This is a genomic window from Mycobacterium sp. GA-1841, assembly GCF_001954135.1.
GTDB lineage: Bacteria > Actinomycetota > Actinomycetes > Mycobacteriales > Mycobacteriaceae > Mycobacterium.
Genome location: NZ_MBEQ01000109.1, coordinates 47,062 through 66,486, shown reverse-complemented (window position 1 = coordinate 66,486; position 19,425 = coordinate 47,062). Strand labels below are relative to the sequence as shown.

Annotated in this window: 13 protein-coding genes, 1 tRNA gene and 1 pseudogene; 7 read left to right on the top strand and 8 right to left on the bottom strand. The window is 64.9% G+C overall.

All coding sequences use genetic code 11. From position 1 onward, the window contains the following. Positions 1 to 44 precede the first annotated feature (44 nt). The 6 genes from ettA to A5740_RS24565 all read right to left on the bottom strand — a co-directional run bounded on the left by ettA (position 45) and on the right by A5740_RS24565 (position 10,005). A complete protein-coding gene (gene ettA, locus A5740_RS24590; protein ID WP_076198447.1) occupies positions 45 to 1,718 on the bottom strand; it encodes an energy-dependent translational throttle protein EttA in 1,674 nt (557 codons plus the stop codon). Between the two features lie 112 nt (positions 1,719 to 1,830). After that, positions 1,831 to 2,280: a single-stranded DNA-binding protein gene (locus tag A5740_RS24585; RefSeq protein ID WP_076198446.1), complete on the bottom strand. Its 450-nt coding sequence runs from the start codon at positions 2,278 to 2,280 to the stop codon at positions 1,831 to 1,833. Positions 2,281 to 2,438: 158 nt separating this feature from the next. Beyond that, positions 2,439 to 4,463, bottom strand: coding sequence for a cytochrome c oxidase assembly protein (locus A5740_RS24580; RefSeq protein ID WP_076198445.1), 2,025 nt, complete (start codon positions 4,461 to 4,463; stop codon positions 2,439 to 2,441). A 66-nt stretch (positions 4,464 to 4,529) separates the two neighbouring features. Then, positions 4,530 to 6,902, bottom strand: a complete 2,373-nt coding sequence (locus A5740_RS24575) for a glycerol-3-phosphate 1-O-acyltransferase (protein ID WP_076198444.1) — start codon at positions 6,900 to 6,902, stop codon at positions 4,530 to 4,532. Beyond that, positions 6,899 to 8,509 (bottom strand): HAD-IB family hydrolase, encoded by a 1,611-nt coding sequence (locus A5740_RS24570; protein WP_139335333.1) that lies wholly within the window; start codon positions 8,507 to 8,509, stop codon positions 6,899 to 6,901. The genes A5740_RS24575 and A5740_RS24570 overlap by 4 nt, the downstream gene beginning before the upstream one ends. A 26-nt stretch (positions 8,510 to 8,535) precedes the next feature. Beyond that, on the bottom strand, positions 8,536 to 10,005 hold the full coding sequence (locus A5740_RS24565) for a wax ester/triacylglycerol synthase family O-acyltransferase (protein WP_076198442.1): 1,470 nt from the start codon (positions 10,003 to 10,005) through the stop codon (positions 8,536 to 8,538). Between the two features lie 542 nt (positions 10,006 to 10,547). On the opposite strand from A5740_RS24565, the gene A5740_RS24560 reads away from it, so the two are divergent. From A5740_RS24560 to A5740_RS24550, 3 genes and pseudogenes are all read left to right on the top strand, one after another. Further along, positions 10,548 to 10,623 (top strand) — tRNA-Arg (locus A5740_RS24560). Positions 10,624 to 10,770: 147 nt separating this feature from the next. Continuing rightward, a pseudogene (locus A5740_RS24555) lies at positions 10,771 to 11,186 on the top strand (universal stress protein). 90 nt (positions 11,187 to 11,276) lie between these two features. Next, positions 11,277 to 12,260 carry an alpha/beta hydrolase gene (locus A5740_RS24550; protein ID WP_076198480.1) on the top strand — a complete coding sequence of 328 codons (984 nt, stop codon included), beginning with the start codon at positions 11,277 to 11,279 and terminating at the stop codon, positions 12,258 to 12,260. A 204-nt stretch (positions 12,261 to 12,464) separates the two neighbouring features. Here the strand turns inward: A5740_RS24550 and A5740_RS24545 are convergent, their stop codons facing one another. Beyond that, positions 12,465 to 13,052, bottom strand: a complete 588-nt coding sequence (locus A5740_RS24545; RefSeq protein ID WP_083654405.1) for a TetR/AcrR family transcriptional regulator — start codon at positions 13,050 to 13,052, stop codon at positions 12,465 to 12,467. Positions 13,053 to 13,158: 106 nt separating this feature from the next. On the opposite strand from A5740_RS24545, the gene A5740_RS24540 reads away from it, so the two are divergent. The 4 genes from A5740_RS24540 (at position 13,159) to A5740_RS24525 (ending at position 18,126) form a co-directional block, all read left to right on the top strand. Beyond that, positions 13,159 to 14,289, top strand: a complete 1,131-nt coding sequence (locus A5740_RS24540; protein ID WP_076198441.1) for a hypothetical protein — start codon at positions 13,159 to 13,161, stop codon at positions 14,287 to 14,289. Positions 14,290 to 14,390: 101 nt separating this feature from the next. Continuing rightward, positions 14,391 to 15,422 (top strand): dihydrodipicolinate reductase, encoded by a 1,032-nt coding sequence (locus A5740_RS24535; protein WP_139335330.1) that lies wholly within the window; start codon positions 14,391 to 14,393, stop codon positions 15,420 to 15,422. Between the two features lie 72 nt (positions 15,423 to 15,494). Beyond that, positions 15,495 to 17,612: a molybdopterin-dependent oxidoreductase gene (locus A5740_RS24530; protein ID WP_371454799.1), complete on the top strand. Its 2,118-nt coding sequence runs from the start codon at positions 15,495 to 15,497 to the stop codon at positions 17,610 to 17,612. Beyond that, positions 17,575 to 18,126 (top strand): hypothetical protein, encoded by a 552-nt coding sequence (locus A5740_RS24525; protein ID WP_076198440.1) that lies wholly within the window; start codon positions 17,575 to 17,577, stop codon positions 18,124 to 18,126. Before A5740_RS24530 ends, A5740_RS24525 begins: the two co-directional genes overlap by 38 nt. 140 nt (positions 18,127 to 18,266) lie before the next feature. Here A5740_RS24525 and A5740_RS24520 read toward each other — a convergent pair whose 3' ends face one another. After that, positions 18,267 to 19,397, bottom strand: a complete 1,131-nt coding sequence (locus A5740_RS24520) for a hypothetical protein (protein ID WP_076198438.1) — start codon at positions 19,395 to 19,397, stop codon at positions 18,267 to 18,269. Positions 19,398 to 19,425 lie beyond the last annotated feature (28 nt).

Genomic DNA, 19,425 nt, shown 5'->3' with positions numbered 1-19,425 from the left:
TAGTAGCGTCGACGACCCCCCTGCGCCCTTTAGCTCGTCACGGGTCAGTCCCGGGTCAGTCTCCGGTGGGTTACCCGATGTGGACGCGCAGCCTCGGCCCCGAGACGTTGAATCTTGTTCTCCTCGTAGGCACCGAAGTTGCCCTCGAACCAGAACCACTTGGCCTCGTTGTCGTCATCGCCCTCCCACGCCAGGATGTGCGTGCAGGTGCGATCCAGGAACCAGCGGTCGTGGCTGATCACCACGGCGCAGCCCGGGAACTGCTCGAGCGCGTTCTCCAGCGAAGACAGGGTCTCGACGTCGAGGTCGTTGGTCGGCTCGTCGAGCAGGATCAGGTTGCCGCCCTCTTTCAGGGTCAGCGCCAGGTTGAGCCGGTTGCGCTCACCACCGGAGAGCACGCCCGCCGGCTTCTGCTGATCCGGTCCCTTGAACCCGAACGCCGACACGTAGGCCCGCGACGGGATCTCGTTCTGGCCGACCTCGATGTAGTCCAGGCCGTCGGAGACCACCTGCCACACGGTCTTGCTGGGGTCGATGCCGGCGCGGCTCTGGTCGACGTAGGACAGCTTGACCGTGTCGCCGACCCGGACCGTGCCGCTGTCGGGTTGCTCGAGCCCGACGATGGTCTTGAACAGCGTGGTCTTGCCGACACCGTTGGGCCCGATGACGCCGACGATGCCGTTGCGGGGCAGGGTGAAGGAGAGGTCCTTGATCAGGGTGCGGCCCTCAAAACCCTTGTCGAGGTGTTCGACCTCGACCACGACGTTGCCCAGCCGCGGCGGGGTCGGGATCTGGATCTCTTCGAAGTCGAGCTTCCGCGTCTTCTCGGCCTCGGCGACCATCTCCTCGTACCGGCCGAGACGGGCCTTGTTCTTGGCCTGCCGGGCCTTGGCGCCCGAGCGGACCCAGGCCAGCTCTTCCTTCAGCCGCTTCTGCAGCTTCTGGTCCTTCTTGCCCTGGACTTCGAGGCGCTCGGCCTTCTTCTCCAGATAGGTCGAGTAGTTGCCCTCGTAGGGGTAGGCCCGGCCGCGGTCGAGTTCCAGGATCCACTCGGCGACGTTGTCGAGGAAGTAGCGGTCGTGGGTCACGGCCAAGATGGCGCCCTTGTAGCTGGCCAGGTGCTGCTCGAGCCACAACACGCTCTCGGCGTCGAGGTGGTTGGTGGGCTCGTCGAGCAGCAGCAGGTCCGGCTTGCTCAGCAGCAGCTTGCACAGCGCGACGCGACGCTTCTCACCACCGGACAGGTGGGTGACCGGCTCGTCCGGCGGCGGGCACCGCAGCGCGTCCATCGCCTGCTCCAGCTGGGAGTCGATGTCCCAGGCGTCGGCGGCATCGAGCTCCTCCTGCAGCTTGCCCATCTCTTCCATGAGCTCGTCTGTGTAGTCGGTGGCCATCAGCTCGGCCACCTCGTTGTAGCGGTTGAGCTTGGCCTTGACGGCGACGCCCTCCTCGACGTTCTCGCGAACGGTCTTGTTCTCGTCGAGTTGCGGCTCCTGCATCAGGATGCCGACCGTTGCGCCGGGCGCCAGGAAGGCGTCGCCGTTGTTGGCCTGATCGATGCCGGCCATGATCTTCAGGACGCTGGACTTACCGGCCCCGTTGGGACCGACGACGCCGATCTTGGCGCCGGGCAGGAAGTTCAGCGTGACGTCGTCAAGGATGACCTTGTCGCCGTGCGCCTTGCGGACCTTGCGCATCGTGTAGATGAATTCGGCCATGCCGTGAAGTGCCTTTCGTCAAGCTCGTTCAGGTACGTCGGATGGGCGCGTGCGTGTCGTGGCGCGGCAGCCCAACTTGCTCGCGACCCATCCTAGGCGTGGCCGAATGTGGCTAGGCCGACAGTGCTAGGTCGCCCTCGTCGACCCCGGTTTCCTCGTCATGCTCTGCGTCACCGGGCTCCGGATCGGGCATGGGGGCCGTCGGCCTCGGCAACGGCGCCACCTTGGCCGTGCAGCGGGACAGATCAGGCCCGACCGCGGTGGCCCGCACCTCCACCGAGGACCGGCGCACGCCCTCCTTGTCGTCGTACTCGCTGGTGTAGATGTGGCCGGTGACGACCACGGCGTCGCCCTTCATCAGCGAGGCACTCGCACCCGTGGCCAGATTTCCCCAGCAGTTGACCGTGACGTACAGCGAGTTGCCGGACTCCCACGTGCCGTCGGGCATGCGCCGCCGCGAGTTGCTGGCCACCCGGAACTTGTAGAGCTCCTGATCGCCGAACCGCAGCCGGACCGGATTGGTGATGATGTTTCCCACGATGGTGAACGGGGTCTCGAACATTGGGGTTCCTTTCGCTTCATCAATTCCGGCGGCCCGGTGCCGATGCGTCGCGACCGCCTTACGCAGCCATTGACCGTCGGCGCCCCGACAGCGGGCACGACGCCGACCGCACGGCACCCGTCGGCTGTGGATGAAACGCGCGCTGGGGATAACTCCGCTCAGCTGGAAGGACGGTCGCGCCGCGCCATCTCGGCGAGCATTGCGTTGTAGGCCGCCAACTCGGCGTCGTCGTCGCGGTCGGCGGCCCGGTCCAGGCGCTTGGCGGTGCGCTGGTCGCTGCGACGCCACTGGATCAGCAGGGCGAGCATCACGATCACCAAGGGGACTTCGCCTGCCGCCCAAGCGATTCCACCGCCGAGGTGCTGATCCCCGAGCAGGTCGGTGTGCCAGGGCAGCTGCAGTGACCGGTAGAACGGCTCGCCGAGCACCGTGTCCATGCCCATCATCACCACACCGAAGAACGCATGCAGTGGCAGCGAGGCGAACACCATCCCGATCTTGACCAGGTGCGGGACCGGCCTCGGGGTCGGATCGACCCCGATGACCACCCAGTAGAACAGGTAGCCCGACAGCAGGAAGTGCACGTTCATCAGGACGTGGGCGGCATGGTTGCTCACCGCGGCGTCGAAGATGCCGCCGAAATACAGGCCGTAGAAACCGGCCACGAACAGTGCGGTCGCGATGATCGGCTGGGTCAGCACCTGCGAAACGCGCGAGTGCAACGCGGCCAACAGCCATTCCCGCGGCCCGGGCGGTGCTCCGCGGCCCGCGGTGGGCAACGCGCGTAGGGCCAAGGTCACCGGAGCACCCAGCACCAGGAGGACCGGAACCAGCATGGACAGCAGCATGTGGGCGATCATGTGCATGCTGAACATGGCCGGCATGTACCGACCGAGCCCCGATGAGGTGGTGAACAGCAGCGTGGCGCAGCCCAGCAGCCAGGCGATCGTGCGGCCCACCGGCCAGGCGTCACCGCGGCGACGCAGCCGGTACATCGCGGCCAGGTACACCGCCGCGCCGACGATTGCCGCGGTGCCGAACAGCAGGTCGAATCGCCAGTCGAACAGCACCCGAGCCACCGTGGGTGGCCCGGCGAAGTCGTAGCCGATCGCCACCTCGGCGGCGGTCGGGACCCGCCCTTCCGGAGGCGGCGGGGTTCGTCCCAGGCCGACGGCGATGCCGAAGGTGACGCCGAACAGCGCGGCCTCGGTCAGCGCCAACCGGATCAGCGGGGCCCGGGAGCCCGGATCGGCGGCCAGAGCGGTCAGGCTCACCCGCCGCTGAGCCCATCCCAACACCCCGAGCAGGGTCAACGCCACGATCTTGGCCAGCACCAACCAGCCGTAGGTGGTGTGCACTAGGTCGGCCGGCTGCATCCGCACCAACGCATTGACGACGCCGCTGAAGGCCATCGCGACGAAGCACCAGAGGGCCAACGCCGAGAACCGGCGCGCCGCCAGCGCGGTGTTCGAACCGTCGGATCCGCCACGCATGGCGTGGGCCAGCAGTGCCAGTAGCCCGCCGGCCCACAACGCCGCGGCCACCAGGTGGATGAACAGGCTGTTGGTGGCCAGGTCGTGAGCGCCGCCGGCCGACGAGTGCCCGGTCAGAACCAGGGGCATCAAGGTCAGCAACGACCCGCCGAACAGCACCGGCGTCCATCCCCAGCGGAGCACCGGCAGGCTGGCAATGGTGACCGCGGCCGCCAGGATCGCCGTCCAGCGCCAGGCGGCGGCGACATCGACCAGATCGGCCGCCGACCACACGTCGGACGGGCCGAGGTGCTCGAGCAGTGGCTGCCCGGAGACGTCGGAGACCGTCAACGGCACCAGGAGCGCCGCGCAGACGGTCCACACCCCAGATGCCGCCGAGCCCAGGCGCAGCGCCCGGTAGCCGGCGACGTCGAGCACGCTGTTGGACTGCGGCGCCGCCAGGAACGCCGCGAACAGGAATGCCCCGACCGCGACGATGGCCGCGATCTCCCCCGCGGCGCGCACGAACGGCAGTCCGTACGTGGTCACCGGTCCGGGATCGGGCAGGCCCGTCGCGGTCAGGGCGTCGGCCAACGACAGTGCGCCGATGCCCGCGGCCACCGCTCCGGCCAGCAGGCCGACACCGACCAGTACGGGCCACACCGCGCTGTCACGCACGGTGGAGGCGGTCACCCGGCCGGCAGAAGTCATGGTCCAAGGGTATGGCTTCGGGGGCACCCCGCCGCCAGGCGAGTCAGACGTGAGCCGCCGGGCCGGTCAGGACGAACGGTACCGCTGCGCGCGGCGCTGTTTCTCCCGGACGTAGAACTGCTCACGCGCGATCTCGTCGACCTTGTCCATGTCGTCGACGATGCCGCGCATTTCATCTCGGAACGCGTCACGGCGCGCCCGCAGGTCGGGGCCGGTGGTCAGCAGATCCTGATCGGCAGCCACCTGCCGCGCGGTGGCGAACAGCAGTGCCGAGACCGACTCGTTGCTGCACACCCGGCCCTGCGCGACGAACTGGCGTCCCACACCGAGCGCGCGCTTGGTGAGATCGCGTTCACTCACCTCGGGCGGGGCGTCGCGGAGGACGTCGGCGACGATCCCGTAGGCCTCGAAGAACGGCCGCAACATGGCACCCACCAGGAGCGGCTTCTTGGTGCGCAACATGCGATAGATGCCGTCGCCTCCGGCGCGGACGGTGTCCTCCCATCCGTCGACCGTGTCGCCGGCATACAGCCGGTCGTACCACGACATCTCCTCGGCGATGTTGTCGCGGAACGCCACCGAGTCGGCGAAGTAGAAGTCGAACTTGAGCAGGTCGCGCAGCCGCATCACCTGATTCCAGAAGGCCTGCAGCGGATCATCGGCGGCGTGGGCGGCGTGCGCCAGGGCCAACTCCACGATCGAGGTCTCCAGGAAGGCATGGATCAGTGAGTTGCGGTAGAACGCCGCTTCCAGTTCGGCCTCGGGTGCGATCCGCCACACCGGTTCGTGCCCGCTGTCCACGAGCGTGACGGGGTGCCCGCCGGACAGCGCGTCGACGGCTGAGCGCACCCCCTCGGCGGTGCGCAGCCGCAGTGCGCTGTTGGTCATCGGAGTGTTCTTGCGTTCCAGGTAATCCAGCGAGTCCTGCAACGTGTGGTGCAACTGATCCAGGGTCAGCGCGACGCCCCGAGCGCCCAACAGCAGCGCCGAAACCAGGTTGGTCGCGTTCACCGGGGTGGCTCGCAGAATCCGCCAGGCCACCTCGAAAGCCATCTTCTGCATCGCCAGACGTTTGGCCGCCTCGTCGTGAGCCATCGCCCCCTGGGGCTCCCCCAGGTGCTCCCGCATCGAAACCGCCTCGGGGAAGCGGACATAGATCTTGCCGTAGTTGCGCTCCCCTTGCGCCTTGATGAAGTTGTAGAGCCAGCTCAGTCCCTCGGGGGTCTTCTCGCCGCCACGGGCATATGCCGCGTACTCGGCGGTCTCGTGCAGCTGGTCGAAGCTGATCGACACCGGCTGCAACAGGATGTCCTCGCTGCGGCCGTCGAGGTAGGCGTCGGCAACATAGGCGAGCAGTCCGAGCTTGGGCGGCAACATCTTTCCGGTCCGCGACCGGGTGCCCTCGATCGACCAGTTCAGGTTGAACCGCTTCTCCACGATGTAGCCGACGTACTGCCGCAACACGTACTTGTACAGCGGGTCCTCGAGTTTGCGGCGCAGGAAGATGACCCCGGAATGCCGGAACAACGGCCCCATCAGCCCGAACGACAGATTGATGCCGGCGAACGTGTACACCGGTGGCAGCCGGTTCTCCTGCATCGCCACGGGCACGATCACCCCGTCGAGATAGGACCGGTGCGAGAACAGCAGCACCGCCGGATGCCGTTCGAGGGCATGGCGCATCGACTCGATCTCGGAGCGGTCGTAATCGATGCGCGGATCGAATCCACGGCTGAAGATCGCCCGGCCCATCGTGGGGATCAGGTCGACCGAGAACCGGCTCCATCCGGTGGACAGCTCGTCGAGCATCTCGCCGGCCTGCTCCACCGTGGCCCCGGGGATTTCTTCCAGGCCCTGCCGGAAGCGGGCCGAGTCGAGCATCTCCGGCTTGACCAGTCGCGGCGACTTGTATTCGGGGCCCAGCAGGCGAAGCTCCACCCGCTCGATCGCCAACACGGCGCGCCGAAGCACGAACCGGGCGAACTCCCTGGGGTTTTCGGCGACGGTGGTCTCGCTCCACTGCTTGCGCAGTTCGGACACCTTGGCCGGTTCACCGGCCACCATCCGGGCCCGCGACGGATCCTTGCGCAGGATGCGCCGCTGCAGGATCTCGGGCGGTCGATACGTGTCACGCCCCGAGATCAACCCGACCACTTTCAGCCGGGTGGGCAATCCGCCGGGCACCCAGAACACCCGGACCGGAACCACCAACCGGTCCTCGTCGGCCTCGAGTTCCTCGACCAACCGGGCCAACACTCCGGGTGCGGGTTCGTCGGTGGCCGGCAACTGCAACACCTCGACGGTGGACTCGGGATGATCGTGCCGGTGGGCCTTGAGCCAGTCGTTGAGCAGTTCGAACTCGGCGGCCGAGGACACCGACGCGAGCACGAGCGCGTCGTCGGTGGTGCTGAAACTGGGGAAATCCTCCAACGCCGTCACGGTCGGCCCTTGGCGATCGAGCCGGCGTTCGAGGTATCCGGTTTGGGCACATCCTTTTTGGCGGAAGCCTTCTTCGCCGGTGCTTTCTTGGCCGGTGCTTTCTTCGGCGTCGTCTTCTTGGCTGGAGCCTTCTCGGCAGAGCCGGAGCGGGTATAGATGTCGAAGGTGGGCAGTTCGTCCTGCGGCCAGGATTTCAGCGTGTCGAGGTAGATCTGTCGGACCTCGGCGATGCGCTCACCCAGGTTCTCGACGGTCCAATCGTCCACCGGGATGGGCGGGTACACCGCGATGTCCACCGTCCCCGCGTTGAACGTGCTGGAATCGCGGTGCGCGATCACCTCCGCGTTGCGGATGACAATGGGCACGATGGGAATGCCTGCGGCCATCGCGATGCGGAACGGGCCCTTCTTGAACGGACCGACCGCGGTGGTGTCGAGCCGGGTGCCCTCGGGGGCGATGAGAATCGACAGACCTTTGCGGGCAAGCTCTTCCACTTTGTGCAGACCTTCGACGGCCTTTTCCGGGTCCTCACGGTCGATGAACGCGGCATCCATCACCTTGCCCAGAGGGCCCATCAGCGGGTTGCGCTCGAGTTCTTTCTTTCCGACGCCGGTGAAGTCGACGCCGACCAGCCGGCCGGCGATCATCGGGTCGGCCTGGTTGCGGTGGTTGAAGAGGAACACCGCGGGACGTTGGGCGGTCAGGTTCTGCTCACCGAGAATGTTGAGCTCGATGCCGGTGGTGAGCATGAGAAGCTTGCTCCAGTTCGAGGTGAAGAAGTTGACCCCCGTGCGCTTGTTGCGGGTCAGCAAACCGAGTCCGACGGCGCCGGCGGCCACGGTCGGGATGGTGGCCAGGCTGGCCAGCGTGCGCAGTTGCGCGACCGGGCTGCTGCCGCTGCGGCTGCTGAACTTCAGCACCGGCCATCCGCGTTTCGCCGCGACCGCGGCAAGCTTGCCACTCGGATTCGTCGGCCGCGGATGCCCCACCAGATACATCAGGGCGACATCCTCGTCGCCGTCGGCGTAGAAGTAGCTCTTGGTCAGGTCGACCCCGTTGGCCATAGAGAAGTTCTGTACCGCGCGGGCTTTGCCGGGTCCCCAGATGATCGGTGTCTTGACTTCGCCGGTGATCAGACCATCGTCGTCGGTCTCGAACTTGTTGCACAGCACGTTGTCGATCCCGAGAAAGCGGGCGACCGACTCGACTTGAACCGTCAGGGCCGACGAGCTCAGCACCACGGTGTGGCCGCGGGCCTGGTGCGCGCGGACCATGGCCCGCATCTCCGGATAGATCCGTCCCTGCACATGTTTGACGAACAACCGTTCGCCCAGTTCGTCGAGATCGCTGAGGGAATTTCCACGCAGCATCCGGGCGCCCTTGCCGATCAGGTCCTCGAACTCCGAGCGACCCAGCTGGTGGTTGAGCCCGGCCTGCACCATTCCGATGAACTCCCCGACGCTCATCTGGCCGCGACGCAACCGGTCCCTGGTCATGAGCACCCCGGTGAAGCCGGCCACCAGGGTGCCGTCCAGGTCGAAGAATGCACCGATCTCGGGCCCCTCGGGGCTGGCCTCGATCTCGGCCAGGGTGCCGGGCAGTCGCATGGCCTTCACCTTCTCCTGTCCTGAACTCATTGGCCGACACCCTGATTCGTCGCGGCGTCGTCGACAGTGAACGACGCCGGTGCCGCCCGGCCATCCCCGCCCAGCGCCAGCACTTCGTCGAATCCCTCCAGCAAGCAGCGCGCGAACAACGGCTCGTCGGTGATGGCGGCCCGGTCATACCGCGTGGTGACGGTGATGTAGCCGGATCTCGAGATGAGTACCACCATCATCGCCACCCCGGGCAACGGCCCCAGTCCGTAGTGCCGCAAGATCTTTGCCCCGGCGATGAAGGTGTCACCCGGATAGACCGGCAGGTTGCTGGCTTGCACATCGGAGTTCACCACCGACCCGGCCACCGACTCCAACACGGCGTCGGGCAACAGGCTCAGCACGGGCGCGATCGAGCCGACCATGTCGATGGCGCGCTCTTCACGCTTGCTCGTCATCTGCGAACGGACGGCCTTGATGCGGGTTTCCGGGTCGACGATCCCGATCGGCGCGGCCAGGTTGATCCCGGCGAAGCGGTTGCCGCCGGCCGGATCGTCCTGGGAACGCAGGTTGACCGGCACCGCCATCGGCAACGTCTCCACGGGGATGCCCTTGGCGTCGTGGTACAGCCGCAGCGCCCCGCACAACCCGGCCAGGTAGGCGTCGTTGATCGAACCACCGGCGGCCTTGGCCGCCCGGTGCAGGTCCGCAAACGGAATGTCGATCGCCTCCGAGCGCGAGGACAGGCTGCGCCGGCGCAACAGCGGTGAGTGCTGGGCGGCCGGGCTCATCACCCGGGCACCGGACATCGCGTAGTCCACCACGCCGCTGACGGCCGACACCGGATCACGCACCACCTTGCTCGCGGCTCGGGCGGCCTGGCCGAGCGCGCCCAGAACGCCACCCGCGATCGATCCGGGGAGTCGGTTGATGCCTTGGCGCATCAGGTCATTGGGCGACAGGTCCTGCGGGATGGGCAGTGGCGCCGCGGCGGTGGGTCCGGGATCGCGTTCGAGGTCGTAGATATTGGCGAACATCTCGACGCCGCCGATACCGTCGGACACCGCATGGCTCAGATGCAGGATGGTGGCGGCGCGCCCGTCGGCCAGACCCTCGACCAGCGTGGCGCTCCACAGCGGCCGGGTGATGTCCATCGGCGACTGCATTGCCACCTCGGCCAGGTCGAAGACATCGCGCACGGTGCCGGGCGCGGGGACCCGGACCCGACGCACGTGGTAGTCGAGGTTGAAATCGGGGTCGACGACCCAGCGCGGGGCGGCCGTGGGCAGGGTGGGCATGACGACCTTCTGACGTAGCCGCAGCACCTTGCGTGACGCGTTGTCCAGGCGGGCCCGGAAGCGGTCCCAATCCGGTGTGGTGTCGAGGATCTCGACGCCCATGATCCCGGACCGGGTGCGCGGGTTGGCCTCTCCTCGATGCAGCAGCTGATCGACTGCGCTCAGCTCTTCGGGCAGTCCGGCCGCGTCCAACTCCGGCACGTCACTCATAACGTGGTCCTCTCCCCTCCCCGGCCGCCAGTGTGGCGTCCACGCTAGTCCGCTGCCGGCTCCGCGGGAGGGCTTTGCCGGGCGTCCGTCGCGCGTCGCCGGCCGTCACGCCGAGGTACGGGTTTCGTCGATCGGCGGAGGTGTTTGTCCGGCAGGTCGCGAAACGAGGCGGCCGCCAAAATTCGTTTCTGCTGGCCGTTCTTTGTCGGCGTGATCCGGAGATTGACGGAGACGCCGTGGTGGGTGGGCCGGATGTAGTAGGACTAGTCGGTGTCCGGGCAGTAAATGCAGATGACGCCGATCACGTCCTTGTCGATGGGCGTGCTGTGCGTGCCGTTGCGCTCGGTCGCGGGGAACAGCACGTAAAACCCTTGCCAACCAGGTCGGCATGCGCTTTGGCGACGCCGAGGTCGCGCTTGTCTTTGGTGTGATGTCGACCCACTGACTCGCTCGTTTCATCGGTTGCGGCTCGAGCAGCCCACGTGGTGCATATCTGTTTCGGCGACGGCACCCACGCGGTGTAAATTGTGGTGGTCCGACTTGCCCCCGTGGCGCAACGGATAGCGCATCCGGTTTCTACCCGGTCGGTTGCAGGTTCGAATCCTGTCGGGGGTGCCATGTCTCGTTCGTTTGACGTGCGCTTCTCGTTCTTGAGCGCACCGTACCCCGCACATCCGACAACTCCATGTCGGTCGAGTTCGCTCAATACAACTCGCTCGATACAAAAGGTGAGCCTGAATCTCACGCAGCTCGTCTGATCAGCGGATGCGCTCGGCAGCAAGCTCGGTCTGTCCTGGTAGCCGACAGCTCAGAGACGACATAAGCACGTATCGGACGACCGTTGTCGGGACTGACGGCTCCGACTCGTCGCTACGTGCAATCCACCGCGCCGCCGAGATCGCGAGGGCTACCGCATGCACGGCGCTGCCCCTGTCTACGAGATCCTCCAGGTGGCGCGCGACCGGGCCAAGGCCGCCGGCGCCGGGAATATCGTCGAGCGGGCGGTCGAGGGTGCGCCCGTCGACGCCCTGGTGAGACTCGCCAAAGATGCCGATGCGGATCTGATCGTCGTCGGCGACATCGGGCTGGACTCGGCAGCCGGGCGCCTGTTGGGCTCGGTGCCTGCGACCATCGCTCGTCGAGTGAAGATCGACATCCTCATCGTCCACACCGCGAACTAGATGCCTCGAAGAACGCTCTCGCACCCTGAGTAGATCGTCCGCCCGAACAGACAGGTGAGGGCCGATATCGGGTGGACATATATTTGGTTGATGGTTCGGTCTGCCAACTACCCAAATCGACAACCACCGGCGCAGATCGACCCATCGTTGCGCCCGGTCGCCCGGCTGTTGCCGTACAGGACGAGCTTCCTCACCCGCCGACTGCGCCTTGTGCGCCGAGTTTCGCCGATCCTTGAGCGCGCCTTCTCCATTCGGGATGCCGAAGTCACCGAGGTCTCGTCGACTGCCAGTGTGCGTGTATTTCGGCCCAGCCGGCCTTTGGACGCGATGCCAGCGATCCTGTGGATTCACGGTGGCGGCTATGTAGCCGGTTCGGCAGCATTGGTGGATCGCGCGATGCGCAGGTTGTCCGAACAGACGCAAGCCGTCGTTGCAAGCGTTGAGTACCGACTTGCGCCCGAGCATCGCTTCCCGGCTGCTCTCGACGATTGCCACTCAGCCCTGACTTGGCTGACCGCACTTCCGTTCATCGACGTGCAACGTATCGTGCTCGCCGGCCGGTCGGCTGGCGGCGGACTGGCCGCAGCGCTCGCGCTGCGATGCGTCGACGAGCAATTGGTTGAACTCGCAGGACAAGTATTGATCTATCCGATGCTCGACGACCGGACGGTGCGTCGAACCACAGTCGCCGCTGCCCGAGGATGGACGCTGCAAGACAACGACTTCGGTTGGAGCGCCTATCTGGGGCGCGAGCCTGGTAGCGACGGCATCAGCGCCTACGCCGCTCCTGGGCGACGCGAAGACTTGTCTGGGATGCCGCGTACTTGGATTGGTATCGGCACAGCAGACCTGTTCTACGACGAGGTGGTCGATTACGCGAACCGACTTCTCAAGGCTGATGTGGAAACTGAACTGGCTGTCGTTGACGGGGCATTCCACGGATTCGATTTTGTCGGCGCGCCCACAAAACTAGCGCGAACGTTTCGAGACCAATCGCTGTCGGCAATGCGGAATTTCCTCGGAACGGGCGGGCGGATGGTGGAGGGTCCTGAGACGGCCCATGGCACACCTTGAACGGCCAGCGCCGTCTCTCTCCGCAACCTCTGGCGAGACGTAGCGTGGTGCACACGTTCCGCACCACCACATCGACCACGGGGACTCGGCATGGCACCGTGGACCACGTCGAAGTCGCCACCCGAATTTCCGTGGAAGACAAAGCACGCCAACATGTCTCACGGCCGCACGTGCCCGCGGCACAGAACTCTTCTTCACCCTGGCTCAGACGCCGACGACATTCTGGATGGCTCGGCCGTAGAAATCGATCACCGCGGCGGGGTCGCACTCGCGGAGTGCTTCGTCGGATATAGCCAGCGATTGCAGCAACCCGCCCACCTGAGCGGCGATGAGCCGTGCCCGCAGCACGGGGTCGCGTCCAGGTAACCGGCCGCCGAGCATGCCGATGAACGAGTGGTCCACGATCTCGTAGAGCCGCGATCGCACTGCTGGGCTGTCGGACGCCCGCACCAATGTGGTGTGGATCCGCAGAACCTGCTGCGAGGCACGGCTCAACACGAATTCCACAAGATCAGCCCCGAGACTCTCCAGCGGGCCGCTCAAGACGTCGTCCCAGAAGCCCTGCACTGGAAGCGTTTCGAGGAACAAATTCTCTTTGGATCCGAAGTACCGGATGACGAGGGCCGGGTCGACTCCTACGTCACCAGCGATCGCACGCACAGATGTAGATGCGTAACCGTCACGCCAGAATCGCTTGACTGCACAACGCCGGATCTCCTCGGCGGTGCTCGTCGACCGATCGGCCGGGCCTTCGGTGGGCCCACCGCCGGCGGGCTTCGAACTCGCGGGCATACGCCATCCTTGCGCGGCGGATCCGATTGGTCAACACTGTTGACGCAGCCGAAGTCAACAGTGTTGACTTGGGCCTGACAGCCGGTCGAGGCAGGAGAGTCGCGCTATGACGAATCCGTTGGACAACGTCGATCAGAATTACAAGGTCGTGGTGTGGGCGACGGGGCGCGTGGGAAAGCTCGCCGTCCGAGCGGTGGCCGAGCGCCCCAATCTCGAACTTGCAGGGGTCTGGGTGCATTCGGAGTCCAAGGATGGCCAAGACGCGGGCGCGCTGGCCGGGATCGACGACCTCGGGGTCAAAGCAACACGCGACCAGGATGCACTCCTGCGCGGCGACGCCGACTGCATCATCTACACCGGTCCGGCGACCAGTCGCCCGCGGGAGGCGTTTGACGACTTCTGCCGGATCCTTCGCGCTGGCAAGAACATCGTCACGACGTCGGTCCCGGGGCTTGTCTATCCGCGGGGTTCATTGAAACCGTCGACACTGCAACGGATTGTCGACGCATGCCAGGAGGGCGGGGCCTCGATCTACTCGACCGGAATCGAACCAGGGTTCGGGTGTGACCTGCTGGCGGTAGCGCTGTCGTCGATGTCGAACCGGGTGTACTCGATTCGTGGCTTGGAGATCACTGACTACTCGCGCGATATCACCATTTATGAGATGCGTGAGCTTTTCGGGTTCGGAAAGCCGCTGGATTACCAAGGCGGCGTGATGATTCCGGGTGTGATCAAATTCGGCTGGGGCGCCGCAGTGACTATGGTCGCCGAGGCACTCGGGGTAACGCTCGACGAAATCCGTGAAGATTGCCAATTCGCGCCGGCGCCCCGCAGGCTCGAAACACTCTCCGGGGTCATCGAGGAAGGCGCCGTGGGTGCCGTGTGGTTCCGCTGCATCGGCATGAAAGACGGTCGCGAAGTCGTCACCATCGAGCACGTCGACCGGATGGCAGATGATGTCGCACCAGATTGGCCAAAGAGTCGCGCAGGCGGGATCGACGGGGTATGGCGAGTCATTATCGAGGGTGAGCCCAGCTTCGATGCCGAGTTCGAGGTCGGCTTCCACAACGACGAAGACTCCACCGATCACGGTCTGCTGGCGACCGGCATGCGCGCGATCAACGCGATCCCGTGGGTGTGTGCCGCCGAACCCGGTCTCGTCGATGCCCTCCATATTCCGCTCACACCCGCAATTGGAGCGCTGACTACTAAAGATAACGGTATCCATGCACTCTGAAGTCGTCGGCGCACGATAATCCATCACGCGACGGGATGAAGCAGATGACAACCAAGACCGGCCGCCAAGCGCTGCGAGTCGTGCAATGGACGACCGGAAACGTGGCCGCCGAAGTCGTGCGTGCTTTGGTGTCGCGCCCGGATATTCGCGTTATCGGCGCATACGCCCATTCGCCGCAAAAGGCCGGTGCCGACTTGGGCACGCTGTGCGGCTTGGACCGTGAATTGGGCGTCGCTGCAACCACTGACGTAAACACCCTCTTGGATTTGCGACCAGACTGCATCATCTACACGCCCTTGCACTTTGACCAGTCCGAGGTCGAACGAATTCTGCGAGCCGGAATCAACATCGTCACGAGCGCGGAATTCGTCACCGGGGCCAATCTGTGTACTGACGACCATGCCGCCCTGACGGCAGCCGCGCTCGCGGGCGGCTCGACCATCTTCGGCAGCGGGATGAATCCCGGCTTTGCGCAGCTTGCTGCCGGGATCGCCAGCGGAGTCTCGACGAATGTGTATCGGACCGAACTCATCGAGTCTGTCGACGTCTCGCAGTTCATCGGAGACGCCAATTTCAAAGCGATGCGTTGGGGCGAACCCAAAGACACGCCTGGCCACGCTGACGCGGTACGAACCGGCACGGCAGTGTTCGCCGAAGCCGTCGACGTGCTCGCCCGAATGCTGCGCATCGACCTCGACGAGATCACGTGTTCCGTCGAATTCGCCCACGCCACCCAAGAAGTCATCACCGATGGGGTTCTGATCCGCGACGGACACGTCGGCGGTATCGAGGTCAGGTGGTGCGGACGCAAAGCCGATCAGGACGTGGTCTGCGTACACCAGCGTTGGGCCGCTACCAAGCACTTGGACCCGGCCTGGCACATCGAACACGGCTACATCATCAACATCTCCGGTGATCCAAACGTGCGGATGAAACTGGACTTGATCCCAACCGATGCCGATCTGGCTGACCTGACTCCGCAACGCATGCGCGGTATCGGGCTGCGAATCACCGCTGCACCGCTGGTCAATGCCATTCCGGCGGTGTGTGCGGCACCGCCAGGAATTCTCACCTACGCTGAACTCCCCTCCATTGCAGCACTTCTCGTGCCAGATTCCGGAGCTCGGCGATGAGTCATCCTTTCGGCCGCTCACCGCGCGTTCCGAGTGCGGTCTTCTTGTCGGACAGTTTGCGATGAGGTGACGATGATCCGAAAGTCCTTCTGTCGGATATGCACGGCGGCGTGCGGCGTGCTCGTTGACATCGACGAGCAACAGCAACGCGTGCTCAGCGTCCGCGGTGACGCAGATAGTCCACTCTCACGCGGTTACACCTGCTCAAAGGGCCGGGCGATGGGACATGGCCACCACCGCTCGGACCGTCTGCCGTATCCCCAAATGCGCAAGAACGACACACTGTCGCCAGTTTCTTGGGACGAAGCCCTAGATGATCTCGCAGCCCGATTGCGCGCCATCATCGACGAGTCGGGCCCGGACGCGGTCGGGATCTTTCTCGGCGGTGGCGGGTACCTCGACAGTGCCGCCTTTGCCACCGCACAAATGATGCGCAAGGCACTGCGCACCCGCTCCTATTACAGCGACATGACGATCGACACCGTGTCCAAGCTGCTCGTGGCAGAGATGATCGGCGGTTTCGCCTCCTTGCCGCGACCCGACTTCGGCCGCTGCCGCATGACAATCTACGTTGGCACCAATCCCCTGGTATCCCACGGGCATACCGCGATGCTCAACAGCCCCACCACTCGGATGCGGGAATTCACCACCAACGGTGAGGTGTGGGTGCTCGATCCTAGACGGTCCGAGACCGCAGCCAAGGCGACGCGGCACCTGCCGACCAAGCCAGGGACGGACTACGCGGTACTCGCTTACCTGGTGCGCGAGCTGTTACGCGACGGCGCCGACCGTGACTACCTTGACGCCCACGCGCAGGACGTCGACGCGCTCACGGCAGTGGTCGAACCCTTCACCAGCGTGCACGCCGCGGCCATCAGCGGCATCGCAGTGGAGGTTCTCGAGGATTTCCTTGGAGCTGTGCGCCGAGCCGGCAGAGTCTGCGTCGAGTCAGGGACCGGTGTGTCCATGTCGCCGGCCGGCAACGTCACAGCCTGGATGACGTGGGCGCTGATGATCGTCACGGGATCACTCGACCGCGAGGGCGGCGCATGGTCAAATCCGGGTTTTCTCAGCCAAATGGACCAGCGCAGGATCCCTTCGGCTCCGGAGGAGGGTTGGCGCGGCCCCGGTCCTGCGAGCCGTCCCGACCTCCGCACCTTCGCCGGCGAGTATGTCTGCGCCGCAATGCCTGACGAGATCGAGAGCGGCAATCTACGCGCGCTGATCAACCTCAGTGGCAATCTCATCACCTGCATGCCGGGTACGGAACGGATGACTTCCGCGCTCAAGCGGCTCGACGTTTTGCTGACCGTCGACATCGTGACTAGCTCGATGACAGCAGCGTCCACTCATGCGTTGCCTACCAAAGACCAACTGGAGCGTTCCGACCTGTCCCTGGGCACGGACCTCTCGTTCCCCGAAGTCGGTGCGCAATTCACTCCTGCATTGGTTCCCCCGCGTGGCGACGTTCGGTCGTATTGGTGGATCCTGACCCAGATCGGCAAGCGGATGGGGTTGGACTTCTTTCCCGGCGTGGATCCCGACGTAACTACCGATGAAGAGGTCATGGCGCTACTCGCGCTGAGCGGACGGACGCCCATCGACACCCGCGGAAGCGCGACCTACACCGTGGCATCGCAGCGCGAATTCGGCTGGCTACAGTCACGCGCCGACGCGATCGGAGGCTGGCGACTCGCGCCTGCACCACTGGTCAAGCAGCTCAGCCAGCTGGCGCCGACATCAGACTTGGTGCTGATCTCACGACGGCAGAAGCACCATCTGAACTCCCGTAAGTCAGAGGCACCGGGCTCTGACACACCTGCCATTTACGTCAGCCCTGACGACGCTGCAAGCCGTGGGTTGGCCGCCGGCGACGTCGCCATCGTGCGGAGCAGACACGGCCGTCTCAAGGGACACATAAAGATAGACACCACGCTTTCATCCGGCGCGATATCGGTACCACACGGTTGGGACGGCTCCTACAACGTCAATCAACTCACGGACGCCCGAGACAGCGACCGATCACCGGCATGCCCGTTTTCTCCAACCTTCCCGTGGAGCTCATCAGCAGTCTTGACTGACCTTGATCACCTTGAAACGTCCCGGTGGGGACCAAGCGACACAACCAGAACGACAACAGTAAGGGTCAACCATGTCGAACACGAACTCATATCCGCGCCAAGAACTTGAGGACATGCTCCAGCAGTGGCTGGAGGTCAACCAGGAATCAGAACGCACCGGCGACTGGCGTCCATGTGCGGACTTCTACACCGATGACGCTACCTACGGATGGAACATCGGGCCAAAAGAAGACGTGATGTGCGTCGGCATCGACGAGATCCGCGAGATCGCCTTCGGGCAGGAGATGGAAGGGCTATTGGGTTGGCGCTACCCCTATCAGCGCATCATCATCGATGACCGCATCGGCGAAGTCGTCGGATTCTGGAAGCAGGTGGCCACCGACACCACAGGCGCCGATCGTGAGGTCTACGGGCTCGGAGGCAGCTGGTTCCGATACGGTGGTAATGGCAAATGGTCCTGGCAGCGAGACTTTTTCGACTTCGGTCACGTCGCAAAGCTGTATTTCGAATTGCTGTCCTCGGGCAATGTCACCGAAGCATTCACCGCGCGACTGGCCAAGAACGCTGCGGGCAATCTGCCGGGGTGGTACCCGATCGGACAGACACCGGTTCCCTTGTGGTGACGGCGTAGCCGAGCCCGGGAGATGGGCCGCACAGGTGCGCGAACATCAGTATCGACCGATGATCTCAGGCGTCCCAGCGTTTCAATGACACTGGACGACAGCGCAACTCGGCCAGTGACTCCCGGGCACACGCCGCCGCCCTACGGCGCACGGAATGCTGGAATTCCGTTGCGCTGTGGGCGCAACGCTCCCAATGGCGACGTCAGCGGGAGGTGCAGTGCGTCGACAATTCCCGGTTCGGCGTCGCAGACCCACGGGATGGCGTTTACTGCCCGCATGCCGGTGGCCAGCAGTCCGTGCTCGTTAGCGCTCTGACCGGGCCGGTGGCCGACCTCGAACTCACCGTCGAATGACGGCTCTCCGTCGATGATGACGCGCCAGATCCCGTCGGTGGCGCCAGTACGTCCGGTCGGCCATTCCGGTGCCAGATCATCAGCCATCCGGTCGACGTGTTCAAGGGTGATGACCTCTTGTCCGTCGACCACACCGATGCATTTGGCGTAGGTGGCGCCGACGGTACCAGCTGGAATAACCCCGACCGCGCTGTCGAGATCCCTTGGCGTCGGCAGGAATTCACAGGACTCGCGGATCTCGTCGAATTCGACGCCCAGCGAATCGGCGACCATCGTGATGGCCGCGCCCCAGCCCCATTTGAGTACTCCGGGCGTCTTGAGACCCCCCTGATAATCCAGCGACTGGCCGAAGCCGAAGAGTTCGCGGACGTCCCACTCGACGGGGTATTCAGAGTAGTTGGTGATCTCGATACCACGCACCGAGTAGACGGTGTGCGACATTGTCATCAGGGCGATCGGAAACAGGTCGCATCCGAACCCCGGCTCGATACCCGAAGAGAAGATGGAGCTGTTGCCGGCCCCACACGCGGTGCGGATCGGGTCGAGAAATCTCTTTGACAGCGAGCCCTTTTCGTACACCAGTCCAGGTAGTGAGGTGGTGACGATATTGGTCCCAGCTTCCAGAATGGTGCAGAAGTCTTTCAGCGCCTCGCGGGGGCGAGGACCGGCGGGCGCTGCATACATGACGCAATCGACTCCGCGCCCCAGTAATTCTTCGACGTCCCTGGTCGCGGTGACCCCGACAGGGCCGATACCGGCGAGGGTGCCGACGTCCTGGCCGTCCTTGGAGGGCGAGTGCACCCACGCGCCGACTAGGTCGAGATTGGGCCGATCGACGAATGTCCGCACGGCATAACGCCCCACCCCGCCGGTGCCCCACACCGCGACGCGGTAACGCTTGTCCGACTGATCGACCATTGCAACTCCTTGCACGACTTGATGATTA